Source organism: Chrysosporum bergii ANA360D (genome assembly GCF_029891735.1).
Classification (GTDB): Bacteria; Cyanobacteriota; Cyanobacteriia; order Cyanobacteriales; family Nostocaceae; genus Umezakia; species Umezakia bergii.
This window is the reverse complement of sequence record NZ_JANQDH010000052.1, coordinates 1-25,179: the sequence shown is the minus strand read 5'-3', so window position 1 is coordinate 25,179 and position 25,179 is coordinate 1. Positions and strand designations below refer to the sequence as shown.

Genomic DNA, 25,179 nt, shown 5'->3' with positions numbered 1-25,179 from the left:
CAGGGAATAAATTCCCTGTCTAATAGCTAAAGTCGGTTAAAACCGACTAGTTTATGTGCAATGTTGATAAATCTTTCTCAAACCGATAACTGCTAGAGGGGACAAGCAGGATGCTTGTGTTACAGGGTAACACCGGCTTCTAGCCGGTATTCAGAAATCACAACAGATATGTAAACCAAATTCGGTCGGTCTCAAACCGACTTCAGCTTTCAGCCGGGGAATTCATTCCCCGCGGCACAGCATAGCGGCTTGGTGCAATTCACTCATTCTACATTCTAACAAGCAAGATGCTTGTGTTACCCTGTAACACCGACTTCTAGTGAGTGATACCATCATCAGTCAAGCGGTGATAAGTGCCATAATTACTAAAATCATAAAAAAATCCCAAAACCTAAAACCTAAAACCTAAAATCTTAAATTGATTTAAGTGGTGTACTCGGCGTTAATTTTCACATAGTCATAACTCAAGTCACACCCCCAGGCTTGACCAAAACCATGACCAGGACCAACATTAACTGCAATAATCACCGGGTTATCTACTCGTTGACCAGTCCGCTCACCTAACCCTGGAGGTAGGGAAGAATTGTCCGCGATTTGTTTTAAATATGCACTGGCTGCTGCGCGGTCAAATGGTACTGGTTGACCATTTTCTAATAACAGGAAATCCCCTAATTTAATTTGCAGGTCGTCTTGTTCAAAGTTTACACCCGCACGTCCGGCTGCTGCGGCAATACGTCCCCAATTGGGATCACGTCCAAAAATTGCTGATTTAACTAAAGATGAACCTGCAATGGTTTTGGCTATTTGACGAGCTGAAACTTGATCATAAGTGCCGGTAACTTGCACTTCAATTAAACAAGTTGCACCTTCGCCATCACGGGCGATCGCTTTGGCTAAATGTTGACATACTGCTGTTAACATCGCTTCTAGTTTCTCAGCTTCTGCACCCATTTCTGTAATTGCTGGTGTGCGAGATTGACCATTTGCCAAAGCAATTAAACTATCATTGGTGCTGGTGTCACCATCAACGGTGATGGCATTGAAACTTTGATCAGCTGCCCTAGTTAACATTTGTTGCCACAGATGTGATGAAACTGCCGCATCACAAGTAACAAATGCTAACATAGTAGCCATATTGGGATGAATCATTCCCGAACCCTTGGCAATTCCCCCAATTCGCACTGGGCGATCGCCAATGGTTGTTTCTAAAGCAATAGATTTTTTTACTAAATCTGTGGTGATAATTGCTTCTGCTGCCGCATCTGAACCTGTTTCCGAAAGGGCTGCTACTACCTTGGGAATCCCACCGCGTAAAGCATCCATCCTGATCCTTTGACCAATTACACCAGTAGAAGCCAGTAATATTGATTCTGGTGCAATCTTCAACTCACCTGCTAATATTTCCGCACTTTCTTGGGCATCAAGCACACCTTGTCTACCTGTGGAGGCGTTTGCTTGACCGGCATTGCAGAGAATCGCACGGGCGCTATGTTTGGCTTGCAAACGTTGGCGACAATAATCCACACAGGCTGCCTTCACTTGGCTAGTGGTGAATACACCAGCAGCCATCGCCTCTACATTTGACCATATTAAAGCTAAATCCGGCAATCCCGATGGTTTGAGTCCTGCTGTAATTCCCGCCGCCTGATAACCCCTAGGGGCTGTCACGCCACCACTAATTTCTTGCCAATGTGCCATTTTATCTCTTCTCACAAGTCTTAGCTGCTTGACTGCTGATTATACCAAGTCTTGACACATTAGTGGTTTTGATTAAAAATGATTAATTTATAAGAATCTGCCGAAAATACAACAATACTTTGTCATCATCCTCACTTTGGTAGTAGAATGACACTGTTAAGTTTTATGTCCAATATGTCCGTTTTGATTTGGATGTAAGACTGCTACTACATATAAAGCCTGTAATTCCCAATAGCTCAACAGCTTTAAACTGGAAAACAGTAAAGAGAGGATTTCACAAAATGGCATTTAAACAGCCCCCCTTACCTTATGATTTTAACGCTCTAGAGCCGTATGGCATGAAGGGCGAAACCTTTGACTATCACTATGGCAAACATCATGCAGCCTATGTAAACAACTTGAACAAGCTGACTGAGGGTACAGAACTGGCTGACAAGTCTCTAGAAGAAGTCATCCAAATTTCCTTTAAAGACCCCTCTAAGATGGGAATCTTTAATAATGCTGCTCAAGTTTGGAATCACAGCTTTTTCTGGAATTGTTTGAAGCCAGCAGGTGGTGGCGCACCTAGCGGCGACTTAGCAGCCAAGATTAATCGGGATTTTGGCAGCTTCGACAAATTTCAAGAAGAATTTTCTAATGCTGCTGCAACTCAATTTGGCAGTGGCTGGGCTTGGTTAATTGATGATGGTGGTACTCTGAAGGTAATGAAGACACCAAACGCAGAGAACCCCTTGGCTCATGGCAAAAAGGCACTCCTAACCCTGGATGTTTGGGAACACGCCTACTACATCGACTATAGAAATGCTCGTCCAGCTTTCATTAAGAACTTCTTAGATCAGCTGGTAAATTGGGACTTTGTGGCCGGAAATTACGCTCAAGCCTAATATCAAGCAGTGAGGATCAGTTAATTTACTACTACTGCAAGCAGTCACGACTAGGATCGTGGCTGTCTTTGCTAAAGATGATCAAAGGAACAGGTGATTGTGGTACAAGTGTTGCTCGCTACTGTTGAAAAAAACCCTTCTCACCTGACAACTAACACTGGTGAAATGATAGCCTAAGTTGGTAATCAATTGATAACGATGCTATCAGGACATGGATTATCGGGATGCTGGGGTTGATGTTGAGGCGGGTAGAGCCTTTGTCAATAAAATTCGCAATTTAGTTCACAGCACTTTTAGACCAGAAGTAATTGGTGGTCTGGGTGGTTTTGGTGGTTGCTTTCAATTACCCGGTGGTTTTAGGGAACCGGTGTTGGTTTCGGGAACTGATGGTGTGGGAACTAAACTAAAAATCGCTCAAGTTCTCAACCGTCATGATACCGTTGGCATAGATTTAGTGGCTATGTGTGTTAATGATGTGTTGACATCAGGTGCTGAACCACTGTTTTTTTTAGATTATGTGGCTACTGGTAAGTTAGAACCGGAACACCTAACTGAAGTGGTGGCTGGTATTGCTTCTGGTTGTAGGTTGGCGGGTTGCGCTTTATTAGGAGGAGAAACCGCAGAAATGCCAGGTTTCTATGAGGTGGGTGAGTATGACTTGGCCGGGTTTTGTGTGGGTATTGTGGAAAAAAGCCGGATGTTAGATGGTTCTTTGGTGCAGGTGGGGGATGTGGCCATTGGACTTGCTAGCACGGGTGTACACAGCAACGGCTTGAGTTTGGTGCGGAAAATTGTCAGCGATCGCGCCTTAGCTTGGGATGAACGTCCATCATTATTAGGTGGTGAAACCATAGCCGAGGCTTTTCTAAGACCTACACAAATATATGTCCAGCCTGTTCTGGCCGCACTTCAAGCCGATTTAGAAATTCATAGCATGGCTCATATTACAGGTGGTGGACTACCAGAGAATTTACCTAGATGTTTGGGGAAAAATCAAAGTATTCAAATCCACCCCCATAGTTGGACTATTCCCCCTGTGTTTCAGTGGTTAGCTGAAGTGGGTTCTGTGACTACCGAGGCTATGTACAACACTTTTAATATGGGAATTGGTTTTGTGCTGATAGTACCACACCATGAGGCGGAAAAAACAATTGCTTTCTTTGAATCACAGGATGTTTCAGCTGTGGTAATTGGTGAGGTGATCAATGGTTCGGGTACATTGTCGGGCTTACCGTGATAATTGCTTCAGGGTTGAAATATGTTAGGGGAAAAATTTATGACTATTGTTCCTTATATGGGAAATCGGAAATATTAATCACCATATGCTTACAGATTTGCTAAGGTAGTCTTAACATATTGAAAAATTTGGCTACTAAAGTTGAAAAAGCAACGACAGACACTTTCATGTGGTGGAGTTTTTTTTTCACACATAGGTTAATTGTTGTGTATTGCTGTGTGGTAAATTACGTATTTTCATGTAGAGAACCTTATGGTTGTAAATTTTGCTCAAACATCGACTTCCGCAAATATTTTAAGGCAAGTCTTTCACAGGATTGATGCCCAAAGCTGTCCTCATTTCTTCAATTTCCATATGCACACTGTCTACTCAGATGGCAAGTTGCAACCCAGTACATTAATGGCACAAGCCATCGCTATTGGGCTACAAGGATTGGCGATCACAGATCATCATAGTGTCAAAGGGTATCAAGAGGCACGATTATGTTTAGAGGAATGGCGGCAAAATAGCAGTGATAACACTCCTTATTTATGGAGTGGGGTAGAAATTAATGCCAATCTCTCGGATATTGATGTGCATATTTTAGCTTACGCCTTTGATCCAGAACATCCCAGGCTAAAGCCGTATTTGCAAGGTCAAACTACTACCGGGTCAGAATATCAAGCAGATAACGTAATTACAGCCATACATGAAGCTGGCGGACTGGCTGTTTTAGCTCATCCAGCCCGTTATAAGCGATCGCATTTGGAATTAATTCCGGCCGCTGCTGGATTGGGAATTGACGGTGTGGAAACTTTCTACGCTTACAACAACCCCAAGCCTTGGCAACCAAGTCCTTTAGAAACACAAGAAGTACAAAACTTAGCTGATGAATATCGGCTTTTTAACACCTGTGGTACTGATACACATGGTTTAAATCTGCTACAACGCTTGTAAAAATGAATCAATGTTTGTTAACACTCCTGGTTTCAACAGCCAGGGGGATTTATCCTGTGGTATCCTTGACAAAAGGCGATGGGTATTCTAAGAGCATTTTTGTTCAGTTAGAATAAAAAAAGCATCCCAAAATTGGTGAAAAAACCATAAGATGCTAACTAAGTATAATCTTAGTCAAGGTGAGTAGGGGAGCCTGGACACTCCCAAGAGGATATGATTTATTAAATCATATCTTAAACGTTGCCTAGCGTGTCTGATGACCGCGCAGCAACATTAGTTTAGAATCCCCTGTGTTTCAACCAGGGAAGATATCAGTGATACTATAAAATGATGCCAGCATCTGTTAATTTCGACTTTGAGGATGATAAATTTAACGCGCCTCCCAATAAAATCATACCCTGGTGTCAGATGATTAATCCTCGGTATGGTGTGGATGGTGTGCAACCCCACGGGTTGGCGATTAAGTTAGATAATGCCAGGGCTGTAGGCTTTGAGCCGGATAACAATTGGCAACAGATAGAGCATGAATTTAGCTCTGGAGTGGAAACGGTTTTTATGACCAATACTCCCAAGTTAGTTATAGTCCGCAGGGGTCCTTTATCTGTTAAAGACCGGGAAACTGGTAGTAAACTAGGTACTCTTAAAGAAAATTATGAAGCTTTTATAGCAGATAAACTTAAATTTGTAACTTTTACTCGCCACCTGATATACTTAGTGGGAGAAAATAAAAACTTTCTGCACAAATATCCATTACAACTAACTGTGAGTGGTGCAGCAGGAGCGAGTTTCAGCAAAAACTACTGTGAATTTCAACAAGGAAGAATGATCGGTGGATTTCTAGCTGAACTAGAAAGAGCTTATGCTTTATATCGCCAGCAACCCGTGTCACCAAAGGGTCCATTATTTCATGCTCATGGAATTTTCTGCCCCATAATTGAGTCTGAAGAAAGGGGAATTGAGCCAAATATTGTGATGGTAGCCTCAACAGTGGAATACAAACATCCCACAGTTTCCACATTAACAGAATACTTAATTGCTTCTGATTCGTCCGAGTCCGCCATCATCTGCAAAACTTTTGAAGAATACAAAGAGTTTGCTAAGGAATCTATCAAAGTGGAAACACCAAAAATGGCAGCAGTGGGGGTTTCTAATTCTTATATTTACGCCGATGAAGATGATTATCCACCATACTAAAAAAGAGGGACAAGCAAAGATGTTGCTCAACACCTCCCCCAGCCCCCATGTTTATTTTTTCAACAGCAGATAGTATAGTGTACCGTTACCACCTGTAACCCCGGCGCGATCGCCTGCTACCTTGCCAGATCCCATGAAATAATCCACCCTTCCGGGTCCCTTAATAGCGCTACCAGTATCTTGATCCAATACAAAGCGGCTCACGGTTTGATATTTCATTTGCCCATTGCTGGTGGGATATGGTAGTGAAGTATGAACTAGGGCTAGTGCGCCGGGAGGCATGAGAGATTTATCTGTGGCGATAGATCGCTCTGGTGTAACTGGTACATTAATACTACCAGTAGCAGGTCTACCAGCAGTTTCTTGAAAGAAAACAAATCTTTCCCAACGCGGTAGATAATTACTCAATTCCTGGGGCTGGCGCTGGAAAAAGTCAATTATGCCGGGCATATTTAATTGATGTGCGGCTAACTTACCATCTTTAGACAGTTGGCGACCAATGCTAGTCCAGGGGTAATCTGTTCCACCAGCAAAGCCAACAGAAGTTCTTGTCCCATCAGTTAACTGAATTTGGGCGGAGCCTTGAATTTGTATCATGTATGGATCTAGGCGATGGCGGAACCAGAGCATTTCCAAGCCCCTTAACTGGCTTTTCTCCCCTAGTAAACCGTCTTTACCTTCTAATTCCACTCGTTTGGGGTGAGGTTTAGCCCATTGAGCAAAGTCCGGTGGTAGTCGATACAAGGGATACTGGTATTCTAGAGTTTTCACCCGGCTGGCAGTATAAACAGGTTCGTAGTAAGCAGTAAACTTGACAGTACCTTTACCATCATTGCCCACAGACTTGTAAAACACAAACTCCCGGCGCACGGAGGCTTGTAGTTGGGCGGGGGAGGGGGAATTAACCACCAACTGACGGAAACGAATTAAACTGCGACGCACGCGATCGTGGGTAATTCCTTTAACTGGGTAATTTTCATAAGCAGCGATGGCACTATTTTTTTGCAGGTAACTTAAACTATGGTCAATAGCTGTTAATAAGGCTTGGCGATCGCCGGATTTACTACCTTCTCCCCAAAGTTGCTCATCCCAACCCAAGCAAGCCCATCTGGGAGTACAGTTATTTCCCAGGTTGAGGGGTTTAAGGGGTGGTCGCTGTATTTTGGAAATGGTTGCTGGTGGTAAAGGGATAGAAACCTGAGCTACAGCTGACCAGATAGGATTTATCAAAGTAATTCCCAAACTCAAGGAAATCAAAGCAAGGCTTTTTTTCATGATTTAGTTGAATCTTTCAACACTAGAGCTAAAAACTGGTTCTACCCGGATGGCTAAAATCTTAATGGGACGTACTACTAAGTACTCCTGCTGAATATTCTTAATTGGTACGTTAATCAATTCATTAGAATCAAACTTAGGCATAAGCGAGCTAGTGTACCACTTTTGAAAATCTTGAAAAGTGGGAAAACGCACTTCTTCCCTGTGACCACCTTCTAGTAAAAGGTGTACGGCAAATTCGTCTGGTGTTCTAGGCATAAAATAAAATCCTTGGAAACATATTTAACTCATTCTTAACCAAGTAACGCCAGATGAAAAGAGTAAGCATACTAAAAGTACAAAAGTTTGAGAGTGAATTGATGATTCACCATTGCTTTAACCTTAGACGGCCTTGACTTTTACCAGTTCCCTCAAAAATAATGTGGCGAAAATAATGTGAATTACTTTATTCTCAGAGTTTATAATAAAATCTGACACACCATTATAGGATTATAGTACAGGATGTGTCAGACATTAAATATCAACTTATTGGTAGGATTTATGCCATCTGATACACCCTAGAATAATTTAGTGGCGATTGAGTGGCGCATTTTTAACAAAGATCACCTAACTTGATCACCCGCAACGTGAATTAATATTGTTGAGGCCCTTTAGCATCACATTCTTTATTCAAGCACCGTTCTAGAAGTCTAATTCGCCAGCTATGGGCAAAACGACGGGGATTCAGTTCTAGTTGAGAATTACGGCTAAATAAGGGCTGGTTGAGATACTCCCACAAAGGGAATTTAATCTTTTTGTGTTGTGGAGACATAGGAGGAACAGAATAGTATAAAAACGTTGCGGTAGGGTAGTTGGCAAGTCGTGTGAGAACTGCCAGACCATAATTTGCTATAGAATGACATGATATATATTCAATTGTCTTGGTGGCAATTGCCGAATCTTACTTAATATTTTTTGTCATATTTGATATTAGTCATTGGTCAAGATACAAGACGCACCCGACAAGTTAAAATATGGGGTGCGTCAAACAATCTCTAATAATGAGTGCCAGTTTTGCGATGATTAATGGCAGTAACCGCATCGGGTTTAATTAATTTACCGTTGTCAACGGTGGCATAAACTACCCAATGATCGCCGCATTCCATACGTTGATCAACTGAACATTCCACATAAGCTAAAGCATCAGTGAGAACAACACAGCCATTATCTGCAACAGTGGTGCTAAAGTTGGCAAATCTATCTTCGCCAGGAGCAAAATTTTTGCGGAAATGCTTTGTATACTCTAAATAACTGTCTTCTTCCAGGATATTTAAGGTAAACTTACCACCTGGATACATCAGGGACTCAATGGCGCGGTCTTTGGCAATAGCCACAGTTAGACCCGGTGGATTGAAAGTAGCTTGTGAAACCCAAGAGCCTAACATCCCGGTAGAAACATCACCTTGTTTAGCTGAGATAACACAAACTGAACCGACGATTCTACCTACAGCTTGCTCCATAGGGGTAGCAGCTTGTTGGGGTAAACGAACTTTTTTAGCTTTTTTCAAGGTTTGAGCAAAATCTGTACCAACTTCTTCACACAATTTGAGAGTTACATCGTCTGGTTTAAACTTGACTTTGAGAGTATCAAATCCAAAACGATAGCCAGCATCCCGCAGTTTACCTTCAATTAAATCAAACGCTTCCCCACTCCAACCGTAAGAACCAAATATACCAGCCAATTTACTGCTATCGCCAACAGAAAGGACGATTCCTAAAGCAGTATGAATGGGGGTGGGAGCATGACCTCCGATGGTAGGGGAACCAATCACAAAGCCATCAGATTGTTTAATAGCAGTGCGGATTTCGTCAGGGGTAGCAAATTCGCAGTTGATCGACTGGACAGCAACCCCACCTTTAGTTAGTCCCAAAGCCATAGCCTGAGCTAAAATAGCTGTATTGCCATAAGCTGAGGCATATAATAAAGCCACAGATATTTCCCGATTTTTTTGGGCGTTGCTCCATTCTGTATAGGCTTTGGTCAGTTCCATTAAGCCAGTGCGTACCAATGGACCGTGACCGGGAGCGTACATTCTCACCGGGAAATCTGAGATTTTTTCTAATGCTGCTTCTACGTGTTGGGCTTGGGGAGCCATGAGACAGTTGTAGTAGTAGCGCTGGTCTTCTTGGAATGCTTCCGGGTGGTCGTCAAATACCTGATCCCCACAAACATGAGCGCCAAATAATTTATCTGTGTAGAGGATTTGAGTTTGTTGGTCGTAGGTGCAGAGTCCTTCTGGCCAACGAGGACTGGGAATAGGCAAGAATTTTAAAACATGACCCCCACCTAAATCTATAGTTTCTTTCCCCCGCATAACTAAAATTTGCAATGGGTGATCTGGGAAAGCATTACGCAAGTTAGCCGCACTCAGCAGCGAACAAACAAAAGTCACTTGGGGTGCTAACTCTACAATTGCCTTGAGAGTTGGCACACGATTGGGGCTAAAATGACCCAATATCACATAATCCAACTGTTGCAGGTTGATGGTCTGCTGCAAAGCGGCTAAATAAATTTCTGTGAAGGTTTCAGCCGGTGGGTCGAAAATTGCGGTTTTTTCCGCTGCGATTAAATAACAATTGGAGGTAGTACCTCTACTCAGTGCATATTCAATTTCAAACCGCAGGCGTGACCAACTACGCGCTCTAATTAGTTGTGTGTTTGTAGCAATGGGGAGAACTTGTACGTCACGGGGTTTGGAATTGGTCATAGATTTTTTGGTGAAGTGTGGTAAAACAAATGAAAAAATCGGGTGTAGGGGTGTACTGCAATACACCCCTAAATCAGAATTTCAACCATACCCAGCTGCTTTGATTAGTAGTAGTTACCTACTTTGCGATGGCGAACTGCTGTGAGTGCATCGGCTTTGGCAACGCGGCCTTCTTGAACGGTGCAGTATAACAGCCAGTGGTCGCTGCATTCCATACTTTTTTGCACTTCACATTCCATGTATGCCAGAGCATCGGCGAGAATGGGAGAACCGTTTTCGGCAGTTTGGGTTTTCACCCCAGCAAATCTGTCAGCCCCTGGAAGTAAGCGCTTGAGAAATTGCTTTTTCAGTTCTTGATAGTTTCCCTCTTCCAGCACGTTAAGAACAAAGCGATCGCCCACCTGCATTAAGGAATCAATAGCCCGGTCTTTAGCTACCGCTATAGTGAATCCTAAAGGTTGTAAACTAGCTTGGGCTACCCAGGAAGCTAACATAGCGCCTTTGACATGGCCTTTCTGGGTAGTGACGATGTAAAGTCCAGTGGTGATACGCCCCAGGGCTTTTTCCATGTTGACATCAAGAGATTTGATTTGCTTGATGTTGCGTTCCCGCATCACCAGCTGTCCCAGGTCAATACCTGCTTCTTGGCAAAGATGGAATGTAAGGCTTGTGGGAGTTTCTTTGATGCGAATAGCTGGAAAGGCTTCTTTAACTCCTAAGTCAATAAATTTCCGGCGCAGGGTATCAATGGGTTCATCATCACCACCGTAACATTCAAATAAGCCCACCATTTGCTTATTTTTGACCACCGATAATAATGAACTAATCCCTGCTTGAGCTGCAACCGCACTAGATGGAGGCATTCCTATGACAACACCTTTGGCTCTACCTGCTAGTTCTTGGATGTCTTGCAGTTCAGCTGTGCTAAGATCAATGGCTTCTACTCCCACTCCGGTTTTTTGTATGCCCTCAGCTATAGCCATTCCCAGTTGATCGCTATAGCCATACTCGGAAACATAAAATAAGCCGACGGTGGTTTCTGTTTTGGCCTGTCTTTGACTCCAGGTTTGGTAGCACTCAGTTAATACGTCTAAATGATGGTAGAGTATTGGCCCGTGACCGTTGGCAATCATGTTAATTTTTCCCAATTCGCTCATTCTCTTCATGGCGTTGACCAGGGAACGAGCGTTAGGACCCATCAGACAGTCGTAGTAAAATCTAAAGTCAGCTTCGATGGCTTCTAGGTCTTCATCAAAGGCGCGATCGTCACAGAAGTGCATCCCAAAAGCGTCGCAGGTGAACAGGGTTTGGGTTTTGCGATCGTAAGTAAAGATGGTGTCTGGCCAGTGCAGGTTGGGCGCGCTGACAAATTCAATTTCGTGTCCTTTGCCAATGTTAATGCGATCGCCGCTTTTAACTATTCGTTTAGAAAAGGGGTCATGTACTAAACCTTCTAAAAATTGGAGAGCAATTTTTGAGGCTAATACAGTTGCTCTGGGAGCTAACTGTAGTACATCTTCAACCAAGCCGCTATGGTCTGGTTCTGTGTGGCTAACGATTATGTAATCAATTGTTTTGGGGTTAACAAGGCTTTTGAGTGTATCTAAGTAAAGTTTACGAAACTTCTGGTGGGAAGTGTCGATTAAAATTGTCTGGTCGCCCCTAATCAGATATGAGTTGTATGTCGTACCGTTTTGCAGTCCGAATTCGATATCGAAGCGATCGCGATCCCAATCTAGAGAGCGAATCGCCGTTGTGTTAGGGGCAATTTCTACAGTCTGTATAGTTAGTCGATGCTGTACGTTCTCTGCGATCGCTATCATTATTCGTCTCCGAGCGCAAATTTTTACTATTCTTTTTCTGCTCTCATTGTCTCTGGAATTTATGTTTAAAGTTGTAATAAAGATGTTATTTCATTAAATTAAACTTGTATCAAGTCAAGCAAAATATTAGTTTGTTTACAAATCATGACTACACACAAAGGCAAAGTTTATCTGGTGGGTGCTGGACCTGGAGATGTAGCATATCTGACAGTAAAAGCTTATCGGCTCTTAGGCAAAGCAGAGGTATTAATCTACGACGATTTAGTAGATCAGCAATTGTTAGACTGTGTATCATCTGATTGTTTACGTCTCCATGTTGGTAAACGTGGTGGTAAACTGAGTACCCCCCAAAGTGAAATTAATCAGTTACTTGTGCATTACTGTCTGGAAGGAAAACAAGTTATCCGACTAAAATCAGGTGATCCGTTTATTTTTGGTCGCTGTACTGGAGAAATTCAAGCTTTACAAGATTACAGTTGCGATTTTGAAGTCATACCAGGAATTTCTTCAGCCCTAGCTGCACCCCTAATGGCGGGAATTCCTCTGACAGATGCTGTATTAAGTCGCTGTTTTGCCGTGTTAACAGCCCATGAACCAGATGTTTTAGATTGGTCTACAATATCTAGGTTAGATACCTTAGTAATATTGATGGGTGGGCGCAGTTTACCAGAGATTATACACCAACTCCTAAGACAGGGGCGATCGCCTTCTACTCCCATTGCCATTATCCAGTGGGCAGGAACTGTGAATCAACAAGTTTGGATAGGTGAACTAAATAACATTTTGGCAAAAACTGCCCAAGTTTCTCTATCTCCAGTAGTAATTGTAATTGGTGAAGTTGTGAGATTATGCAATTACTTACAACCGCAAAAACATCTTTAAAAATATCTTTAGTCTGTATCTATGTCCAACCACTTCCCCCTGTCCCCCCATCTCCCCCTTGAGGGTAAAACTATCCTAGTAACTCGTTCTTCTGGACAATCAAGCGAATTTAGCCATAATTTGACTGCTCATGGTGCTACCGTAATTTCTATGCCAAGTTTAGAAATTTTCCCCCCTTCTAGCTGGGAAAGTTTAGACCAAGCAATAGCCAGTTTAGCTGACTTTGACTGGTTAATTCTCACTTCTAGTAATGGGGTAGATTATTTTTTTACCCGACTAACCGCCCAGGGTAAAAATATTAGTGCTTTACCAGGGATTAAAATTGCTGTTGTTGGTGAAAAAACCGCCCAAAGTTTGCACAAGCGCGGTCTTTGTCCTGACTTTGTACCCTCTAATTTTGTGGCTGACTCTTTAGCAGCGAGTTTCCCAGAATCACTACAAGGTAAAAAAGTATTATTTCCCAGAGTAGAAAGCGGGGGACGAGATATTTTAGTCCAAGAATTAACTGCTGTGGGTGCTGTAGTAGTAGAGGTGGCTGCATATCAATCTGGCTGTCCCCAAACCATGCCAGAATCAGCCCAGTTAGCGCTGCAAAATCGCAATTTAGATGTGATTACCTTTGCCAGTTCTAAAACAGTACACTTTTTTTGTCAACTGGCAGATCAGGTATTTGCTGATCATAGTAATCTTAGTCATGTATTAGAAAAAGTTTGTATTGCTTCCATCGGACCCCAAACCTCAAAAACTTGCCGTGATTTATTGGGGCGAGTAAATATTGAAGCAGAAGAATATACTTTAGATGGCCTAACTAAAGCATTAATCAAATGGGCGATAAATTCTTAACTCATGAATAAACGCATCATCGGCTTAACTGGGGGTATTGCTACAGGTAAAACCACTGTAGCCAATTATTTGGCTAGTGCAAAGAATCTGCCAATTTTTGATGCAGATATTTATGCGCGAGATGCTGTGGACATAGGTTCGCCCATCCTCCATGCTCTCACTCAACGCTATGGTGAACAAATTTTACTTTCAGATCAAAGCCTCAACCGAGAAAAACTAGGTAAAATTATTTTTGCACAAGCAAATGAACGCCAGTGGGTAGAAAGTTTGATTCATCCTTACGTAGTCCAGCGCTTTAAAGCAGCAATTGCTGAATCGCCATCACCGCAAATTGTCTTAGTTATCCCTCTGCTATTTGAAGCAAAGATGACTAATTTAGTTACAGAAATTTGGGTTGTGCGCTGTTCTCAATTGCAGCAACTACAAAGGTTAATGCAGCGAAATCATTTAACTGAACAACAAGCCCAAGCCCGCATTAATAGCCAATTATCTATGGAAGAAAAAGCAGCCGGTGCAACTGTTGTCCTTGATAACTCTTCTACGCTTGATTCTCTACTAAAACAAGTAGATGTTGCTGTTGCCATGAAAATTACGAGTAATTGAGATTATACCGGATTTTGTTTCATATTTTAGTAAATTATGAAAAAGTTATTCATGTCCTTAGTGGGGTATTGGTTAGCAGAGGTGAAGTTTTTCCAGAATCAAGCAAATAAAAAGCAAAAAATACATGATTATACCCAATCAGTGCGGGGAAGAGACTATGTATTTGAGTTAACCAATGAGGGAACAGCAGGATACATGACCGCAGTGGGGAAAGGTATCAAATCCGGTGATCAAATTATATTACAACTTGGTTCTCACTCCTATGTATATCAAGTTGAGGAAATTGATTACTACTCTGACCCACCTGATATGTGGATAGCTTTACTGAAACAAGGCTAATCTCTGGGCATTTTAACCACCACTTTAAATACACCATAAACTAGAATATATATAGGATGAGTTAATTAAAAAACCACTAGATACTAAGGAATGTTAAGTATGTATCAAAAAATTTTGGTGGCTGTAGATCAGTCAGAAATAAGCCCATATGTGTTTGAACAAGGAGTATTTTTAGCAAAAGCTGCTGATGCTGAACTCATGTTGCTACACATACTATCTCCATTAGAAGATCCCTATATCAGTCCTATATTTACACAACCAGACACCATTTATCCATCTGTACCAACTACACCTATGAATACTTATATACAGGAGTGGGAAGAAATTAAAAAACAAAGACTAGACTGGTTGCGAGGCTTAAGTGAAACCGCTATTAATGCAGGTGTAAAATCTGGGTTTACCCAAAGTTTGGGTGATGCTGGTAAAATCATTTGTGAAGTTGCTCGTAATAGTTTAACTGACTTAATTGTTGTTGGTCGTCGGGGTCGTACAGGAATCAGCGAATTTTTGTTAGGCAGTGTGAGTAATTATGTACTACATCATGCACCTTGCTCTATATTGATAGTACAAGGACGATTAGGGAACAGGGAATAGTCATTGGTCATTATACTAACGTTGTAGTGCGAGCATCTTGCTCGCTACCGTTCACAAAATACGCACTAAAATTGATTAATCCACAAGAGACATCCTGTAATAAATTAGCAATTAACATAAAAATATTTGACATTTTCAAAATAACTGGAATTACATATATTATTCATGGGATGAAAATTAATTACGGTTTATACCAATTTAATATCCAACTCATTAAGTGCGGATTTTTTGTAAAAACCTAAATTTGGCTATTATATCAACCAAACAATAGCCGTAAATATGTATTTTTTATCCTGACATTGAAAATATTTATAGGTGTAAAACTGGAGAATTATTCTTAATGGAATCAACTAGTAACAATTTTTTTAATAGTAGTAATTGGCAAACTCAAAGACCGCCATTTCAAGGCTTAGATGAACTTTTAGGGGAAAATTTACCTTTAAGTGATAGGGAGCAAAAACCGGTAGTAGATAGTATTATTGACCCCTTTGCAGGTGATGTTAGCGGTCAACTTAATCAATTAGTTTTTGATCGCTTGCAATCAGTTATGAGTGAAAACCCCTCAGATGGTGGTGATAGTTCATCTTTGCCTCAAAATAACGCAACTATTGGTAATGGTAACAGAAACTTTGGCAGTGATAGCGCAACTATTGGTAATGGTAATTGGAATTTTAATCATAATAATGGAACCATTGGTAATGGTAACTGGCTATTTGCAGGTGATAATAAAACCCTTGGGAATGGTAACTGGTATTGGGATGAAGGGAGCAGTAATGCAACTCTAGGTAATGGTAATTGGCAATTCAATAGTAATAACTCCACCATTGGCAACGGTAACTGGGGCTTTGGTAATAATAACACAACCATTGGTAATGGTAATTGGGACTTTGGTAATAACAACACAATTATTGGTAATGGTAACTGGATTTTTGAAGATAACAATACAGTGGTTGGTAATGGTAATTGGGTTATTGACGAAAACAACCAAATTATTGGTAATGAAAAAAGTACCAAGGATTTAGAGTTAGTTCCTCCAGATATTAAAACTGATGTGGATAATTTAATTGATTCTCTCATGGGGAGAATGGGGGAAAATTTTTTACCCCTAACAGCAAATCTTGGAGAGTCAGAGATGCAGACCCTCAACCGATTGATTCTTTCTGAAAATAACGGTAATGTATCTACAGACATTGAGCAGTTTCTGGCATTACTGAGCAAAATTAAAACCAACGCCGTTACTCATCAGCCTTGGTACAACCCTCAAACTGTTCCAGAGCCTACATTTTCTACCTCCCTATTAGTAGTGGGAATAGTATGTTTACTCTGGTCTAAATTCAAACAAGGATTTTTTCGCCAACTCAGGTAATTATTGCTTATTTTCTGGGTTCACCAAACCTAATTAAAAGGGCGATGGCAATACTTACAACTAAAATTAATATCATGCTCAAGGCTGAACCAAAACCCCAATTTTGGGTGACACCCAGAAACTGATTATAAACTAACCGTGCAGTGGTCATACTAGAAGCCCCGCCCAGTAATTCTGGGTTGATAAAATCCCCTAGTCCTGTCATAAATACAAGTATGGAAGCAGCAGCAATTCCTGGTAAAATTTGGGGTACGGTGATTTGGTAAAAAGTTTGTATGTCATTTGCGCCTAGGTCAGCAGCTGCTTCTAATAAGCGCTTATCCAGCTTTTCCAAAGACGCATATAGAATTAAAACCATGTAGGGTAATAAACTATAGGTCATGCCAATTAATACTGCGGGAGTCCGGTGCAGTAGTTCCAAGGTGGGTAAGCCTAAACTGCTGAGTAAACTATTGACTAAGCCAGTGGGGCGGAGGATAGTAATCCACGCATAAGACCTGAGCAGGGAAGACGTCCATAATGGGAGGACAAACCCTATCAACAGCAGGTTTCGCCAACGTGGCGGGGCTATTTGAGCCATCCAATAAGCCACAGGGAAACCTAATATAAGGCAAATGATAGTTGTCTCCCCAGCTAACCATAAGGAACGCCCAATTACTTGCAAATATAAGGGGTCAAATATGCGAATATAGTTATCAAGTCCACTAGGATTGACTATATCTCCTGGTCTAATATTGGGGACTAGGCTTAACTGCAAAATTAACAGAGTTGGCAGCACTAGCAAAAGTAATAACCAAAGACCAGAAGGAGCAAGTAATACTAAAGGTTGGAGCCAGTTAAACTGAGGGGAATGTGTTTTTTTTATGTCGGCATTATTGCCTGGTAAATATATTGATATTGGAGAGGAGTTATTTTTCTGAGCCATAATATAAACAATATTGATTAATTAATTACTAGTCAACTGAGTCCAATAACGCTCGTAAAGGTCTTCAATATCCCCTAACGGAGTTATACGTTCACAGTTTTCTAACAGTGATGGTGAAGGAAACAAATTTTGGTTGTTCTTGACTTCTTCGGGCAATTGTTCAAAAACAGCACTATTAGGAGTAGCAATATTCATGCGTTTACTCAGAACAGATGCTACTTCTGGTTGTAAAATGAAGTTTATCCAGGCATAAGCCCCCTCTATATTAGAAACTGTTTTGGGTATCACTATTGTATCAGTCCATAAAGAAGAACCACTGCGAGGAATGATATATTTGAGTTGGGGATTTTCTTTAGTGACTTTAAGAGCATCAACAGAATAACACATTGCTACAGTTAAATCTCCAGCCAGGATTTGATTTTGCCAAGCGTCGGTGTCAAAAGCCGCGATCGCGGGTTTTAACTCTAATAATTTTTCATAAGCTTGTTTAATTTGGTTTTCGTCTTTTGAGTTGTATGAATAACCCAACATTCGTAATACTGCACCCATCACCTCACGGACATCATTTAACAATGTGATTCGCTTATTGAGGTTTTTTTGATTTTGCCAAAGATAGTCCCAATCTTCTGGTGCATCTTTAAGAATTGCCGAATTATAAATTAAACCTGTGGTTCCCCAATTAAAAGGGATACTATGGCGATTATTCGGGTCATAGGTAGGATTTTGGAATTGGGGAAACAATTGATCTAGACCAATTAAGCGATCATTATTTAATTCAATTAACAAACCTTGCGCCTGCATTTTCTGCACCATGTAGTCTGATGGATAGATGAGGCTGTAAGCATTAGCACCACCAGCTAAAAGTTTAGCTAACATCACCTCATTAGAGTCATACACATCTACAAGTACTTTAATGCCTGTTTGGGCAAGAAAAGCATCAAGTAATTCTTGATCTGAGTATTGCGTCCAAGTGTAAATATACATTTGGTCGCTGCTAGAGGTAGTCCCAGACCTAACGTTACCCAGTTTCCAACCACAGCTAGTCATCAATAAACTAGAAAGCGCTGTCAACGCTTGTAAAAATTGCCGTCTATTAGACATAACTAACTTAATTACTTAATGTTTAACAAAGCTATACAGTCACTTTCTGTCCACCAAGCATAGATGGGAGTGTCAGGGTCTGGTAAGTCACCAAAGGTATTGGGCTGTAAAGCATTGATTGTGAAACCATTTGTCAATTTCACAAAATAACTAACGTGGGTTCCCAAATACATGGCTCTAACTAGCTTCCCTTCAAAGCAGTTAGTTAATACATTGGGGTGATAAAGGGAAAGTTGAATTTTCTCCGGACGCACACTTACAACCACTGGTTGAGATGGTTGTGTGGGTGTGTCTTGATTGCGGGCTACGGCGATTTTTAGTCCTGTTGTTGTCTCTATGTGTACCCTAAAGGATTCCACAGTAGTTATGTTACCACTGAATAAATTAGTATCACCAATAAAATCAGCAACAAAAGGAGTTTGGGGATGTTCGTAAATTTCTCTAGGAGTACCCACTTGCTCGATTTTACCCTGATTCATCACCGCGATGCGATCGCTCAAACACATAGCCTCTTCCTGGTCATGTGTCACCATGATAAAAGTCAATCCTAAATCTTGATGTAAATTGGACAACTCAACCTGCATATCTTTACGCAGTTTTAAATCCAAAGCCCCCAAAGGTTCATCTAGTAATAGCACAGTGGGGCGATTAACCAAAGCCCTGGCCAGAGCTACCCGTTGTTGTTGTCCACCAGATAGTTGACTGGGAAAGCGCCGTTGCAAACTCTCCATTTTTACTTGAATCAAAGCCTCTTTTACTCTGGTTTCGATTTGTGATTTAGGAAGTTTCTTGTGGAGGCGCAGTCCAAAAGCCACATTATCCCACACATTCATATGGTTAAACAGAGCATAGCTTTGAAATACCGTATTCACCGGGCGGCGATAAGCAGGTACATTGTTCATAGGCTCACCTTGAATCAATACCTTACCCGCATCCGTCATCTCAAACCCTGCTATTAACCGTAGTATAGTTGTTTTACCACAACCAGAAGGGCCTAAAATACTAAAGAATTCCCCCTTTTTCACATCCAAATCTACTCCATGTACTGCCGGTTCTTTGTTAAAAAACTTGAACACGTAACGCAGTTCCACATCTAATGACTGGGATGTTCTGATGGGATTTTGGTTTTCGGTGACAGTTTGGGCCATAATCTTCGGTAGAATGCTGTGATATGAGATGATTTTGTTAGTTAGTGTAATATATTAAAGCTCATAATTCCGTATCAAACACTTAAAAGATTGGAGAAAAAATTAATTATGTTATGTAGTGTAAAATTGGGTTCTAAGTTCATAAGTCATGCGATCGCTTGGAAACTAATCCCTTTATAAGTATTTAGCATAATACTATACATATTCATAGTAGTTTAAAAAAAATTATTTGTTTTATTTGTTTTAAGCTATTGTGCTGCTAAATCCAATAATCTCTATTTCATAAACATATTTACTGCGGGCATCCTGCCCGCTACTGGTATACAAATTAAATGCGTAACAGCTTATGACTCTATTGCATCCTACTCCACTTAGCCAAAGAAACAATACACGTACAGTCGGACGTAATTTTCAGTCTGTATTTCTAATTGCATTCACCCTACTAACCACCACTGGGATAGGGGGGCGATTGGCATACTTACAAATTATCGAAGGAGCCAGCAACCGTGCTAAAGCAGAGGCTAACCGAGTGCGGATCATTGCCAAACAACCAGAAAGAGGCAATATGTTTGATCGCAATGGCAAACTTTTAGCTAGTACACGTTATCCCCGTTCTGTCTATTTGTGGCCTATGTCCCATGAGAAAGCCGGTTGGTTGGTGACTGGTTCACGTTTAGAAAAAATTCTGGATATCCCCAAAGAAGAAATAGAAAAAAAATTACAAGCAGCAGGACCCAACTCTTCTTCACTAGTTCGTATTGCTCGTGATCTGAATGAAGCCCAAATTACTGGACTCAAAGAGTATGAAAACGAACTACAAGATGTAGAAATACATACAGAAGCTGTGCGCTACTACCCCCACGGTAAAGAATTAGCTCATGTCCTGGGTTACACGCGAGAGTTGACACCCGAACAATTAAAACAAAAACGGAAGTTAGGCTATCGCTTGGGAGATGTGATTGGTCAAATGGGGGCTGAAAAAGCTTATGAAAATACTCTCCGGGGTGAATGGGGGGGTCAACAAGTAGAAGTGGATGGCGCAGGTCGTCCCATTCGGGTTTTAGGAGAAAAACAAGCAAAACCCGGTAATGATATCAACTTAACCATAGATTTAAACCTGCAAATTGCCGCCCATAAAGCTTTAGGCAATTACAACGGTGCCATTGTAGCCATTGACCCCAAAAATGGCGCAGTGTTAGCCATGGTATCTCGTCCAACCTTTGATCCCAATATCTTCTCTAAACAAAAACTCTCCCAACAAGATTGGCAAAGTGTCCAAGGTGAAAACCACCCCCTAGTCAATCGCGCCCTCAGTGGTTTTCCTCCCGCTAGTACTTTTAAAATTGTCACCACCGCAGCTGGGCTGGAATCGGGTAAATTTTCTCCCAGCACAGTCTTACAAACCTACGGTTCCCTAACTATTGGCGGAACCAGATTTGGTGAATGGAATCACGCGGGGTTTGGTCCTTTAGGTTTTGTGGGAGCGATGCAGTGGAGTAGTGATACTTTCTTTTATCAAGTTGCTAAGGGGGTAGGTGGCCCAACTTTAATTGAATGGACTCGTAAATTTGGATTTGGTAAAAAAACCGGCTTTGACTTTACCACAGAAGAAACAAGGGGTTTAGTACCTGATGACAAATGGAAACAAAAGACCTGGAAAATACCTTGGAGTGTGGGCGACACCATCAATATGTCCATTGGTCAAGGTGCTTTACTGACTACTCCTTTGCAAGTTGCGGTGATGTTTGCTGTACCCGCTAATGGCGGCTACCGAGTCCAGCCCCATTTACTTAAAGATAATGAAGAAGCAAAAAGCTGGCGAACATCCGTGAATATGAAGCCGACAACTATTAAGATTCTCCGTGATGGACTTAGAAAAGTAATAACTGAGGGTACTGGTAAAGTTTTAAATAAGCCCACACTCCCGCCAGTAGCTGGTAAAACCGGGACAGCCGAAGCATGGCAGCGTGGAGTCAAAAGAAATCATGCCTGGTTTGGTGCTTATGCACCAGCAGATAAACCAGAAATCCTGATTGTAGCCTTTGCCGAACATTCGGGCGGTGGTGGAGGTAGTACTGCTGGACCAATGGTTTTACAAATCATGGAAGATTATTTTCAACGCAAGTAAGAAACGTCAGTGACGCTGGAATCCCACGCCTTGATAGCGTGGGGAGTGTCAAGCATCCTATGGTTTTTGAGTAGAAATTGCTAACCTTGCCCCTTTTACTTGACGCACACGATCCATAATTGCCACCACCTGACCATGCCCCACTTGCTCATCAGCATTAATAATTACTAAGGCCTCTGAATTAGAACCAATCATAGCCCGGAGTTGTTCTACTAATGAATTAATTGTACTAGGTTGACGGTTAAGGCTAATTACTCCTGTTGCGTCTACTGTAACCGTGATTTTCATGGGAACTTGCTGTTGTGTGGCTGTGGTAGCTGTAGGTAAATTCACAGGCAAACCCTCAGACCGAGTTAAAAACAGCGTTGACATGATAAAAAAGGTTAAAATAGCAAATATGACATCAATCATCGGTACGATGTTGATCTGTGTTGGTAAATCTGGTTCATCTGGTAGGCGCACAGGTTTTCTCTCCTCCTTCGTACCGGCGACGGTAAAGTAATTCTAACTGTCCCCCATATTCTTGAATCAGTGCCATTTGGCGGACGTATAAACCTCGAAAGGAATTGGCAAATAAAAGTGTAAATATAGCAACTACTAAGCCAGCCGCAGTAGAAACCAAGGCTTCACTAATACCAGCAGTTACGCCGGCGGTTTTCGTACCCCCCACATCACCAATATCCAGGGAAGCAAAGGAGGTGATTAACCCTAATACAGTACCGAGTAGACCTAATAGTGGTGCCAAACCGATGATGGTTTCAAAGATGTTTTGAAAGCGTTTTAGTAAAGGTATTTCTGCTTGGGCTTCACTTTCTAATGCTAAACGAAATTCTTCCGGTTTCGCTTCTTCTAGTTCCAAAGCAGCCAGAAAAATCCTTGCTAAAGGCAAATCTGCATTTTTTTGTAATTTATCCATGGCACCAACTACATTATCCAGGCGATAAAGTTTTAACACGTCTCTAATGACAGTGTTTTGACGGTTGCTGATTCTCACCCAAAACCAGATCCGTTCAACAATCAGCGCCACTGCTAACACGGAAAACCCAAATAGCGGCCACATCACCACGCCGCCTGCGGTAAACAGATTATTAATTCCCATCGTGCCTTTCACATCATAAGTAATACAAACCCACATGAGTAGAATCTTCGGGTAAGTTGATACTTTTAGTCAAGAGGGGATAAATTTATTTATGGCAAAATGTGGTAAAAACTGGGAAATATCGGCTATGGTAATTAGGTAAATATCTAATTTAACAGGAATTTATATCATGTTGCTATCATTTTGGGGTGGAGTTGATATTTCTGGCTTTGTAGAATAATTCTAAACTATGGCGATCGCCGACAAAACGCCAGTGCCAAGGTTCATAACTAACACCTTGGGAATTATTGGCAGGAAAAGACATTTCAAAACCAAAACGAGCAGCATTTGCTTGTAACCACTTAAAAGCTTTTGTGTTTTCAAAGTTGGTTTGTAGATTAGTGGCTGGTACTGTCCCATCCCCTATATCCACAGCGTAACCTGTGTGATGCTCACTATGTCCAGGGGGCGCGCTGACAGATGCTCTTTGGGACGGAGTTTGATTGCGCCTAGCACCAACACCAAAAAATAACTCTTCCTGATTTTTAACTGAGCGAAAAGCAGAAATTGGTACTAAAATTACGCTTTCCCGTCGCGCTGCTTGTGCCATGGCTTGATACTTTTGTGCAGCAGCTTTTCTCATTTCCATCCGCCCATCTGCTGTAATGGGCAATAGTTCTGACTTTGGGGCTTCTGAGTATCTCAAATGACCCAACAGGGCATCAACATTTTTATCTTGACTTTTGACAGAATCCCTCGGTTGTGGGGTTGGTGTAGTTGCTGGACTAGGTGATGAATCAAGATTAGTTTGATTAGTTTTAGGGGGAACCTTGGGGGCGACCACAAAGAACCAAAAACCAGCAACTAAGCCCATCAGAACTAACCCTCCCACTCCTACCATCAGCAAAACTACACTGGGGGGGAGTGGCTGGGATTTTGCTTCAGGGCTATCGCGCAAAGCCTCTGGGATATCTTCACCAGGGTTATCTGAGAAGTTATGGGGTTGTCCAGAAAACCGGGCTTTATTCAAGAATCAACTCCTGCTTTTGTGCAATACTCACCAAAGATTGTAGACTGGACACAAATAAACATCTTCCGTAGTCTTTATAATCTATTATTCCAGGTAACAATCTTGGCTAACCTCCTAGAACTATACGTCAAACTCCTAGGACTAGTCCTAGTGGGCTTTATTCTGGGACGAAAACTACCCAACACAGTTCCTACCCGTATAGGTAAATGGCTGTTTTGGGTGGGAGTACCTATAAGTATTGTAGCCTTTCTACATAATGCTGATTTGTCAGGGCGGATTTGGATCGCCCCCGTCATCGCCCACCTAGCTATTACACTGGGGGGATTTTTGGCTTGGTTAGCAATGAAAGGGCAGGCTCATTTGACAAAAACTATCCCCCAAAAGTCAACTCAAGGTAGTTTGCTTTTAGCAGCGATGGTGGGTAACACTGGTTATCTTGGTTTCCCCATCACCTTGGCATTAGTGGGACAAGAATACTTTGCCTGGGCTTTATTCTACGATATGTTGGGGTCACTGTTTGGGGCTTATGGTTTAGGGATAGTATTAGCATCTCATTTTGGCAATCATGTCAGGAATTATTGGCAAATTGTCCAGTCAATTTTAATTAATCCTGCTTTATGGAGTTTCGGCTTTGGCTTGCTATTTCGCGCAGTGCAACTCCCTCATATCCTTGAATATAGCTTAGAAAAATTAGGTTGGAGTGTAGTTGCTTTAACTTTAATATTAATTGGTATGCGACTTTCCCGGCTTACCTCATGGCACCGTCTACCACAAGCAGGGATGAGCTTGACTATTAAAATGTTAGTGGTTCCCTTAGTTATTGGCGGCACATTACCATTCTTGGGAGTGACGGGAGAAGCAGCACAAGTAATAGTTATACAAATGGCTATGCCTCCAGCCTTTGCTACATTGGTAATTGCCGAAACTTTTAATTTGGATCGGGATCTGGCAGTTACCTGTTTGGCGGTGGGTTCTATGATGTTACTACTTACTCTTCCCCTTTGGCTATGGCTGTTTTGATTTAGTCTACTTGACATACTCACCGACCTTTAAGGTCGGTGATTCTTGACAGTTCACAGTAACTCGCTGCCGAAACAGTCTTACAGTCACTCCCTGTCCATTTTAGGTAGTGCTGATGCCCCATGCCGACCATTTTTATACAGGACTTACGCAACTGGCACAGGCGATCGCTATATTATAGTATTTATGTACTGAAATAAGTGACACAACTAGCACAAATAGTGGGCGGGCTTCGCGGTAGCAAAGCGACAAATTGAATCAAACCAAACACATAGAAATACTTGGGCGTTTGAGTTGCTCAATTAAATAATTAGAAAGCAATTTCTGC

Annotated in this window: 24 protein-coding genes; 12 read left to right on the top strand and 12 right to left on the bottom strand. The window is 41.7% G+C overall.

Going from position 1 to position 25,179, the window contains the following annotated elements; all coding sequences use genetic code 11:
- Positions 1-423 precede the first annotated feature (423 nt).
- Positions 424-1,698 (bottom strand): bifunctional ornithine acetyltransferase/N-acetylglutamate synthase, encoded by a 1,275-nt coding sequence (gene argJ / locus NWP17_RS08685; protein WP_280654517.1) that lies wholly within the window; start codon positions 1,696-1,698, stop codon positions 424-426.
- Positions 1,699-1,979: 281 nt separating this feature from the next.
- Between argJ and sodB the strand changes: the two genes are divergently transcribed.
- From sodB to NWP17_RS08665, 4 genes are all read left to right on the top strand, one after another.
- Positions 1,980-2,582: a superoxide dismutase [Fe] gene (gene sodB, locus NWP17_RS08680; protein ID WP_280654514.1), complete on the top strand. Its 603-nt coding sequence runs from the start codon at positions 1,980-1,982 to the stop codon at positions 2,580-2,582.
- 211 nt (positions 2,583-2,793) lie between these two features.
- Positions 2,794-3,819 carry a phosphoribosylformylglycinamidine cyclo-ligase gene (gene purM / locus NWP17_RS08675; RefSeq protein ID WP_280654513.1) on the top strand — a complete coding sequence of 342 codons (1,026 nt, stop codon included), beginning with the start codon at positions 2,794-2,796 and terminating at the stop codon, positions 3,817-3,819.
- A 252-nt stretch (positions 3,820-4,071) separates the two neighbouring features.
- On the top strand, positions 4,072-4,755 hold the full coding sequence (locus NWP17_RS08670; protein WP_280654512.1) for a PHP domain-containing protein: 684 nt from the start codon (positions 4,072-4,074) through the stop codon (positions 4,753-4,755).
- A gap of 330 nt (positions 4,756-5,085) precedes the next feature.
- Complete coding sequence (locus NWP17_RS08665) at positions 5,086-5,949, top strand: DUF5895 domain-containing protein (protein WP_280654516.1); 864 nt, start codon at positions 5,086-5,088, stop codon at positions 5,947-5,949.
- Between the two features lie 51 nt (positions 5,950-6,000).
- Here the strand turns inward: NWP17_RS08665 and mltA are convergent, their stop codons facing one another.
- The 5 genes from mltA to NWP17_RS08640 form a co-directional block, all read right to left on the bottom strand.
- Entirely contained in the window at positions 6,001-7,224 is a 1,224-nt protein-coding gene (mltA, locus tag NWP17_RS08660; RefSeq protein WP_280654511.1) for a murein transglycosylase A, read from the bottom strand.
- Between the two features lie 3 nt (positions 7,225-7,227).
- Positions 7,228-7,482, bottom strand: coding sequence for a hypothetical protein (locus NWP17_RS08655; RefSeq protein WP_280654510.1), 255 nt, complete (start codon positions 7,480-7,482; stop codon positions 7,228-7,230).
- 373 nt (positions 7,483-7,855) lie between these two features.
- Positions 7,856-8,035 (bottom strand): hypothetical protein, encoded by a 180-nt coding sequence (locus tag NWP17_RS08650; RefSeq protein ID WP_280654509.1) that lies wholly within the window; start codon positions 8,033-8,035, stop codon positions 7,856-7,858.
- 223 nt (positions 8,036-8,258) lie between these two features.
- A complete protein-coding gene (locus tag NWP17_RS08645) occupies positions 8,259-9,971 on the bottom strand; it encodes a diflavin flavoprotein (RefSeq protein ID WP_280654508.1) in 1,713 nt (570 codons plus the stop codon).
- Positions 9,972-10,075: 104 nt separating this feature from the next.
- Positions 10,076-11,794 (bottom strand): diflavin flavoprotein, encoded by a 1,719-nt coding sequence (locus tag NWP17_RS08640; RefSeq protein WP_280654507.1) that lies wholly within the window; start codon positions 11,792-11,794, stop codon positions 10,076-10,078.
- Positions 11,795-11,938: 144 nt separating this feature from the next.
- Here NWP17_RS08640 and cobA point away from each other — a divergent pair, with 144 nt between their 5' ends.
- From cobA to NWP17_RS08610, 6 genes are all read left to right on the top strand, one after another.
- Positions 11,939-12,676: a uroporphyrinogen-III C-methyltransferase gene (gene cobA / locus NWP17_RS08635; protein WP_280654506.1), complete on the top strand. Its 738-nt coding sequence runs from the start codon at positions 11,939-11,941 to the stop codon at positions 12,674-12,676.
- 21 nt (positions 12,677-12,697) lie between these two features.
- Positions 12,698-13,519, top strand: coding sequence for a uroporphyrinogen-III synthase (locus NWP17_RS08630; RefSeq protein WP_280654505.1), 822 nt, complete (start codon positions 12,698-12,700; stop codon positions 13,517-13,519).
- A gap of 3 nt (positions 13,520-13,522) precedes the next feature.
- Positions 13,523-14,122 (top strand): dephospho-CoA kinase, encoded by a 600-nt coding sequence (coaE, locus tag NWP17_RS08625; RefSeq protein WP_280654504.1) that lies wholly within the window; start codon positions 13,523-13,525, stop codon positions 14,120-14,122.
- Between the two features lie 36 nt (positions 14,123-14,158).
- Entirely contained in the window at positions 14,159-14,461 is a 303-nt protein-coding gene (locus NWP17_RS08620) for a hypothetical protein (RefSeq protein ID WP_280654503.1), read from the top strand.
- Positions 14,462-14,560: 99 nt separating this feature from the next.
- Positions 14,561-15,055 (top strand): universal stress protein, encoded by a 495-nt coding sequence (locus tag NWP17_RS08615; protein WP_280654502.1) that lies wholly within the window; start codon positions 14,561-14,563, stop codon positions 15,053-15,055.
- Positions 15,056-15,395: 340 nt separating this feature from the next.
- Positions 15,396-16,421, top strand: coding sequence for a hypothetical protein (locus tag NWP17_RS08610; RefSeq protein WP_280654501.1), 1,026 nt, complete (start codon positions 15,396-15,398; stop codon positions 16,419-16,421).
- 7 nt (positions 16,422-16,428) lie between these two features.
- Here the strand turns inward: NWP17_RS08610 and NWP17_RS08605 are convergent, their stop codons facing one another.
- The 3 genes from NWP17_RS08605 to NWP17_RS08595 are packed head-to-tail and all read right to left on the bottom strand — an operon-like array spanning position 16,429 to position 19,595.
- Complete coding sequence (locus NWP17_RS08605) at positions 16,429-17,346, bottom strand: ABC transporter permease (protein ID WP_280654500.1); 918 nt, start codon at positions 17,344-17,346, stop codon at positions 16,429-16,431.
- A gap of 21 nt (positions 17,347-17,367) precedes the next feature.
- Positions 17,368-18,447: an ABC transporter substrate-binding protein gene (locus NWP17_RS08600; protein ID WP_280654499.1), complete on the bottom strand. Its 1,080-nt coding sequence runs from the start codon at positions 18,445-18,447 to the stop codon at positions 17,368-17,370.
- Positions 18,448-18,458: 11 nt separating this feature from the next.
- Positions 18,459-19,595 carry an ABC transporter ATP-binding protein gene (locus tag NWP17_RS08595; RefSeq protein ID WP_280654498.1) on the bottom strand — a complete coding sequence of 379 codons (1,137 nt, stop codon included), beginning with the start codon at positions 19,593-19,595 and terminating at the stop codon, positions 18,459-18,461.
- Between the two features lie 346 nt (positions 19,596-19,941).
- On the opposite strand from NWP17_RS08595, the gene mrdA reads away from it, so the two are divergent.
- Complete coding sequence (gene mrdA, locus NWP17_RS08590) at positions 19,942-21,723, top strand: penicillin-binding protein 2 (protein ID WP_280654497.1); 1,782 nt, start codon at positions 19,942-19,944, stop codon at positions 21,721-21,723.
- 57 nt (positions 21,724-21,780) lie between these two features.
- On the opposite strand, the gene NWP17_RS08585 is transcribed toward mrdA, so the two are convergent.
- The 3 genes from NWP17_RS08585 to NWP17_RS08575 all read right to left on the bottom strand — a co-directional run bounded on the left by NWP17_RS08585 (position 21,781) and on the right by NWP17_RS08575 (position 23,831).
- Positions 21,781-22,185: an ExbD/TolR family protein gene (locus NWP17_RS08585; RefSeq protein ID WP_280654496.1), complete on the bottom strand. Its 405-nt coding sequence runs from the start codon at positions 22,183-22,185 to the stop codon at positions 21,781-21,783.
- Positions 22,169-22,822 carry a MotA/TolQ/ExbB proton channel family protein gene (locus NWP17_RS08580; RefSeq protein ID WP_280654515.1) on the bottom strand — a complete coding sequence of 218 codons (654 nt, stop codon included), beginning with the start codon at positions 22,820-22,822 and terminating at the stop codon, positions 22,169-22,171. Before NWP17_RS08580 ends, NWP17_RS08585 begins: the two co-directional genes overlap by 17 nt.
- Before the next feature lie 178 nt (positions 22,823-23,000).
- Complete coding sequence (locus NWP17_RS08575) at positions 23,001-23,831, bottom strand: M15 family metallopeptidase (RefSeq protein ID WP_280654495.1); 831 nt, start codon at positions 23,829-23,831, stop codon at positions 23,001-23,003.
- Between the two features lie 102 nt (positions 23,832-23,933).
- Between NWP17_RS08575 and NWP17_RS08570 the strand changes: the two genes are divergently transcribed.
- Positions 23,934-24,851, top strand: coding sequence for an AEC family transporter (locus NWP17_RS08570; RefSeq protein WP_280654494.1), 918 nt, complete (start codon positions 23,934-23,936; stop codon positions 24,849-24,851).
- Positions 24,852-25,179: the final 328 nt, after the last annotated feature.

Coding starts and splice junctions, on each gene's coding strand:
- argJ (WP_280654517.1), bottom strand. CDS start 1,698: ATGGCACATTGGCAAGAAATTAGTGGTGGCGTGACAGCCCCTAGGGGT.
- sodB (WP_280654514.1), top strand. CDS start 1,980: ATGGCATTTAAACAGCCCCCCTTACCTTATGATTTTAACGCTCTAGAG.
- purM (WP_280654513.1), top strand. CDS start 2,794: ATGGATTATCGGGATGCTGGGGTTGATGTTGAGGCGGGTAGAGCCTTT.
- NWP17_RS08670 (WP_280654512.1), top strand. CDS start 4,072: ATGGTTGTAAATTTTGCTCAAACATCGACTTCCGCAAATATTTTAAGG.
- NWP17_RS08665 (WP_280654516.1), top strand. CDS start 5,086: ATGCCAGCATCTGTTAATTTCGACTTTGAGGATGATAAATTTAACGCG.
- mltA (WP_280654511.1), bottom strand. CDS start 7,224: ATGAAAAAAAGCCTTGCTTTGATTTCCTTGAGTTTGGGAATTACTTTG.
- NWP17_RS08655 (WP_280654510.1), bottom strand. CDS start 7,482: ATGCCTAGAACACCAGACGAATTTGCCGTACACCTTTTACTAGAAGGT.
- NWP17_RS08650 (WP_280654509.1), bottom strand. CDS start 8,035: ATGTCTCCACAACACAAAAAGATTAAATTCCCTTTGTGGGAGTATCTC.
- NWP17_RS08645 (WP_280654508.1), bottom strand. CDS start 9,971: ATGACCAATTCCAAACCCCGTGACGTACAAGTTCTCCCCATTGCTACA.
- NWP17_RS08640 (WP_280654507.1), bottom strand. CDS start 11,794: ATGATAGCGATCGCAGAGAACGTACAGCATCGACTAACTATACAGACT.
- cobA (WP_280654506.1), top strand. CDS start 11,939: ATGACTACACACAAAGGCAAAGTTTATCTGGTGGGTGCTGGACCTGGA.
- NWP17_RS08630 (WP_280654505.1), top strand. CDS start 12,698: ATGTCCAACCACTTCCCCCTGTCCCCCCATCTCCCCCTTGAGGGTAAA.
- coaE (WP_280654504.1), top strand. CDS start 13,523: ATGAATAAACGCATCATCGGCTTAACTGGGGGTATTGCTACAGGTAAA.
- NWP17_RS08620 (WP_280654503.1), top strand. CDS start 14,159: ATGAAAAAGTTATTCATGTCCTTAGTGGGGTATTGGTTAGCAGAGGTG.
- NWP17_RS08615 (WP_280654502.1), top strand. CDS start 14,561: ATGTATCAAAAAATTTTGGTGGCTGTAGATCAGTCAGAAATAAGCCCA.
- NWP17_RS08610 (WP_280654501.1), top strand. CDS start 15,396: ATGGAATCAACTAGTAACAATTTTTTTAATAGTAGTAATTGGCAAACT.
- NWP17_RS08605 (WP_280654500.1), bottom strand. CDS start 17,346: ATGGCTCAGAAAAATAACTCCTCTCCAATATCAATATATTTACCAGGC.
- NWP17_RS08600 (WP_280654499.1), bottom strand. CDS start 18,447: ATGTCTAATAGACGGCAATTTTTACAAGCGTTGACAGCGCTTTCTAGT.
- NWP17_RS08595 (WP_280654498.1), bottom strand. CDS start 19,595: ATGGCCCAAACTGTCACCGAAAACCAAAATCCCATCAGAACATCCCAG.
- mrdA (WP_280654497.1), top strand. CDS start 19,942: ATGACTCTATTGCATCCTACTCCACTTAGCCAAAGAAACAATACACGT.
- NWP17_RS08580 (WP_280654515.1), bottom strand. CDS start 22,822: ATGGGAATTAATAATCTGTTTACCGCAGGCGGCGTGGTGATGTGGCCG.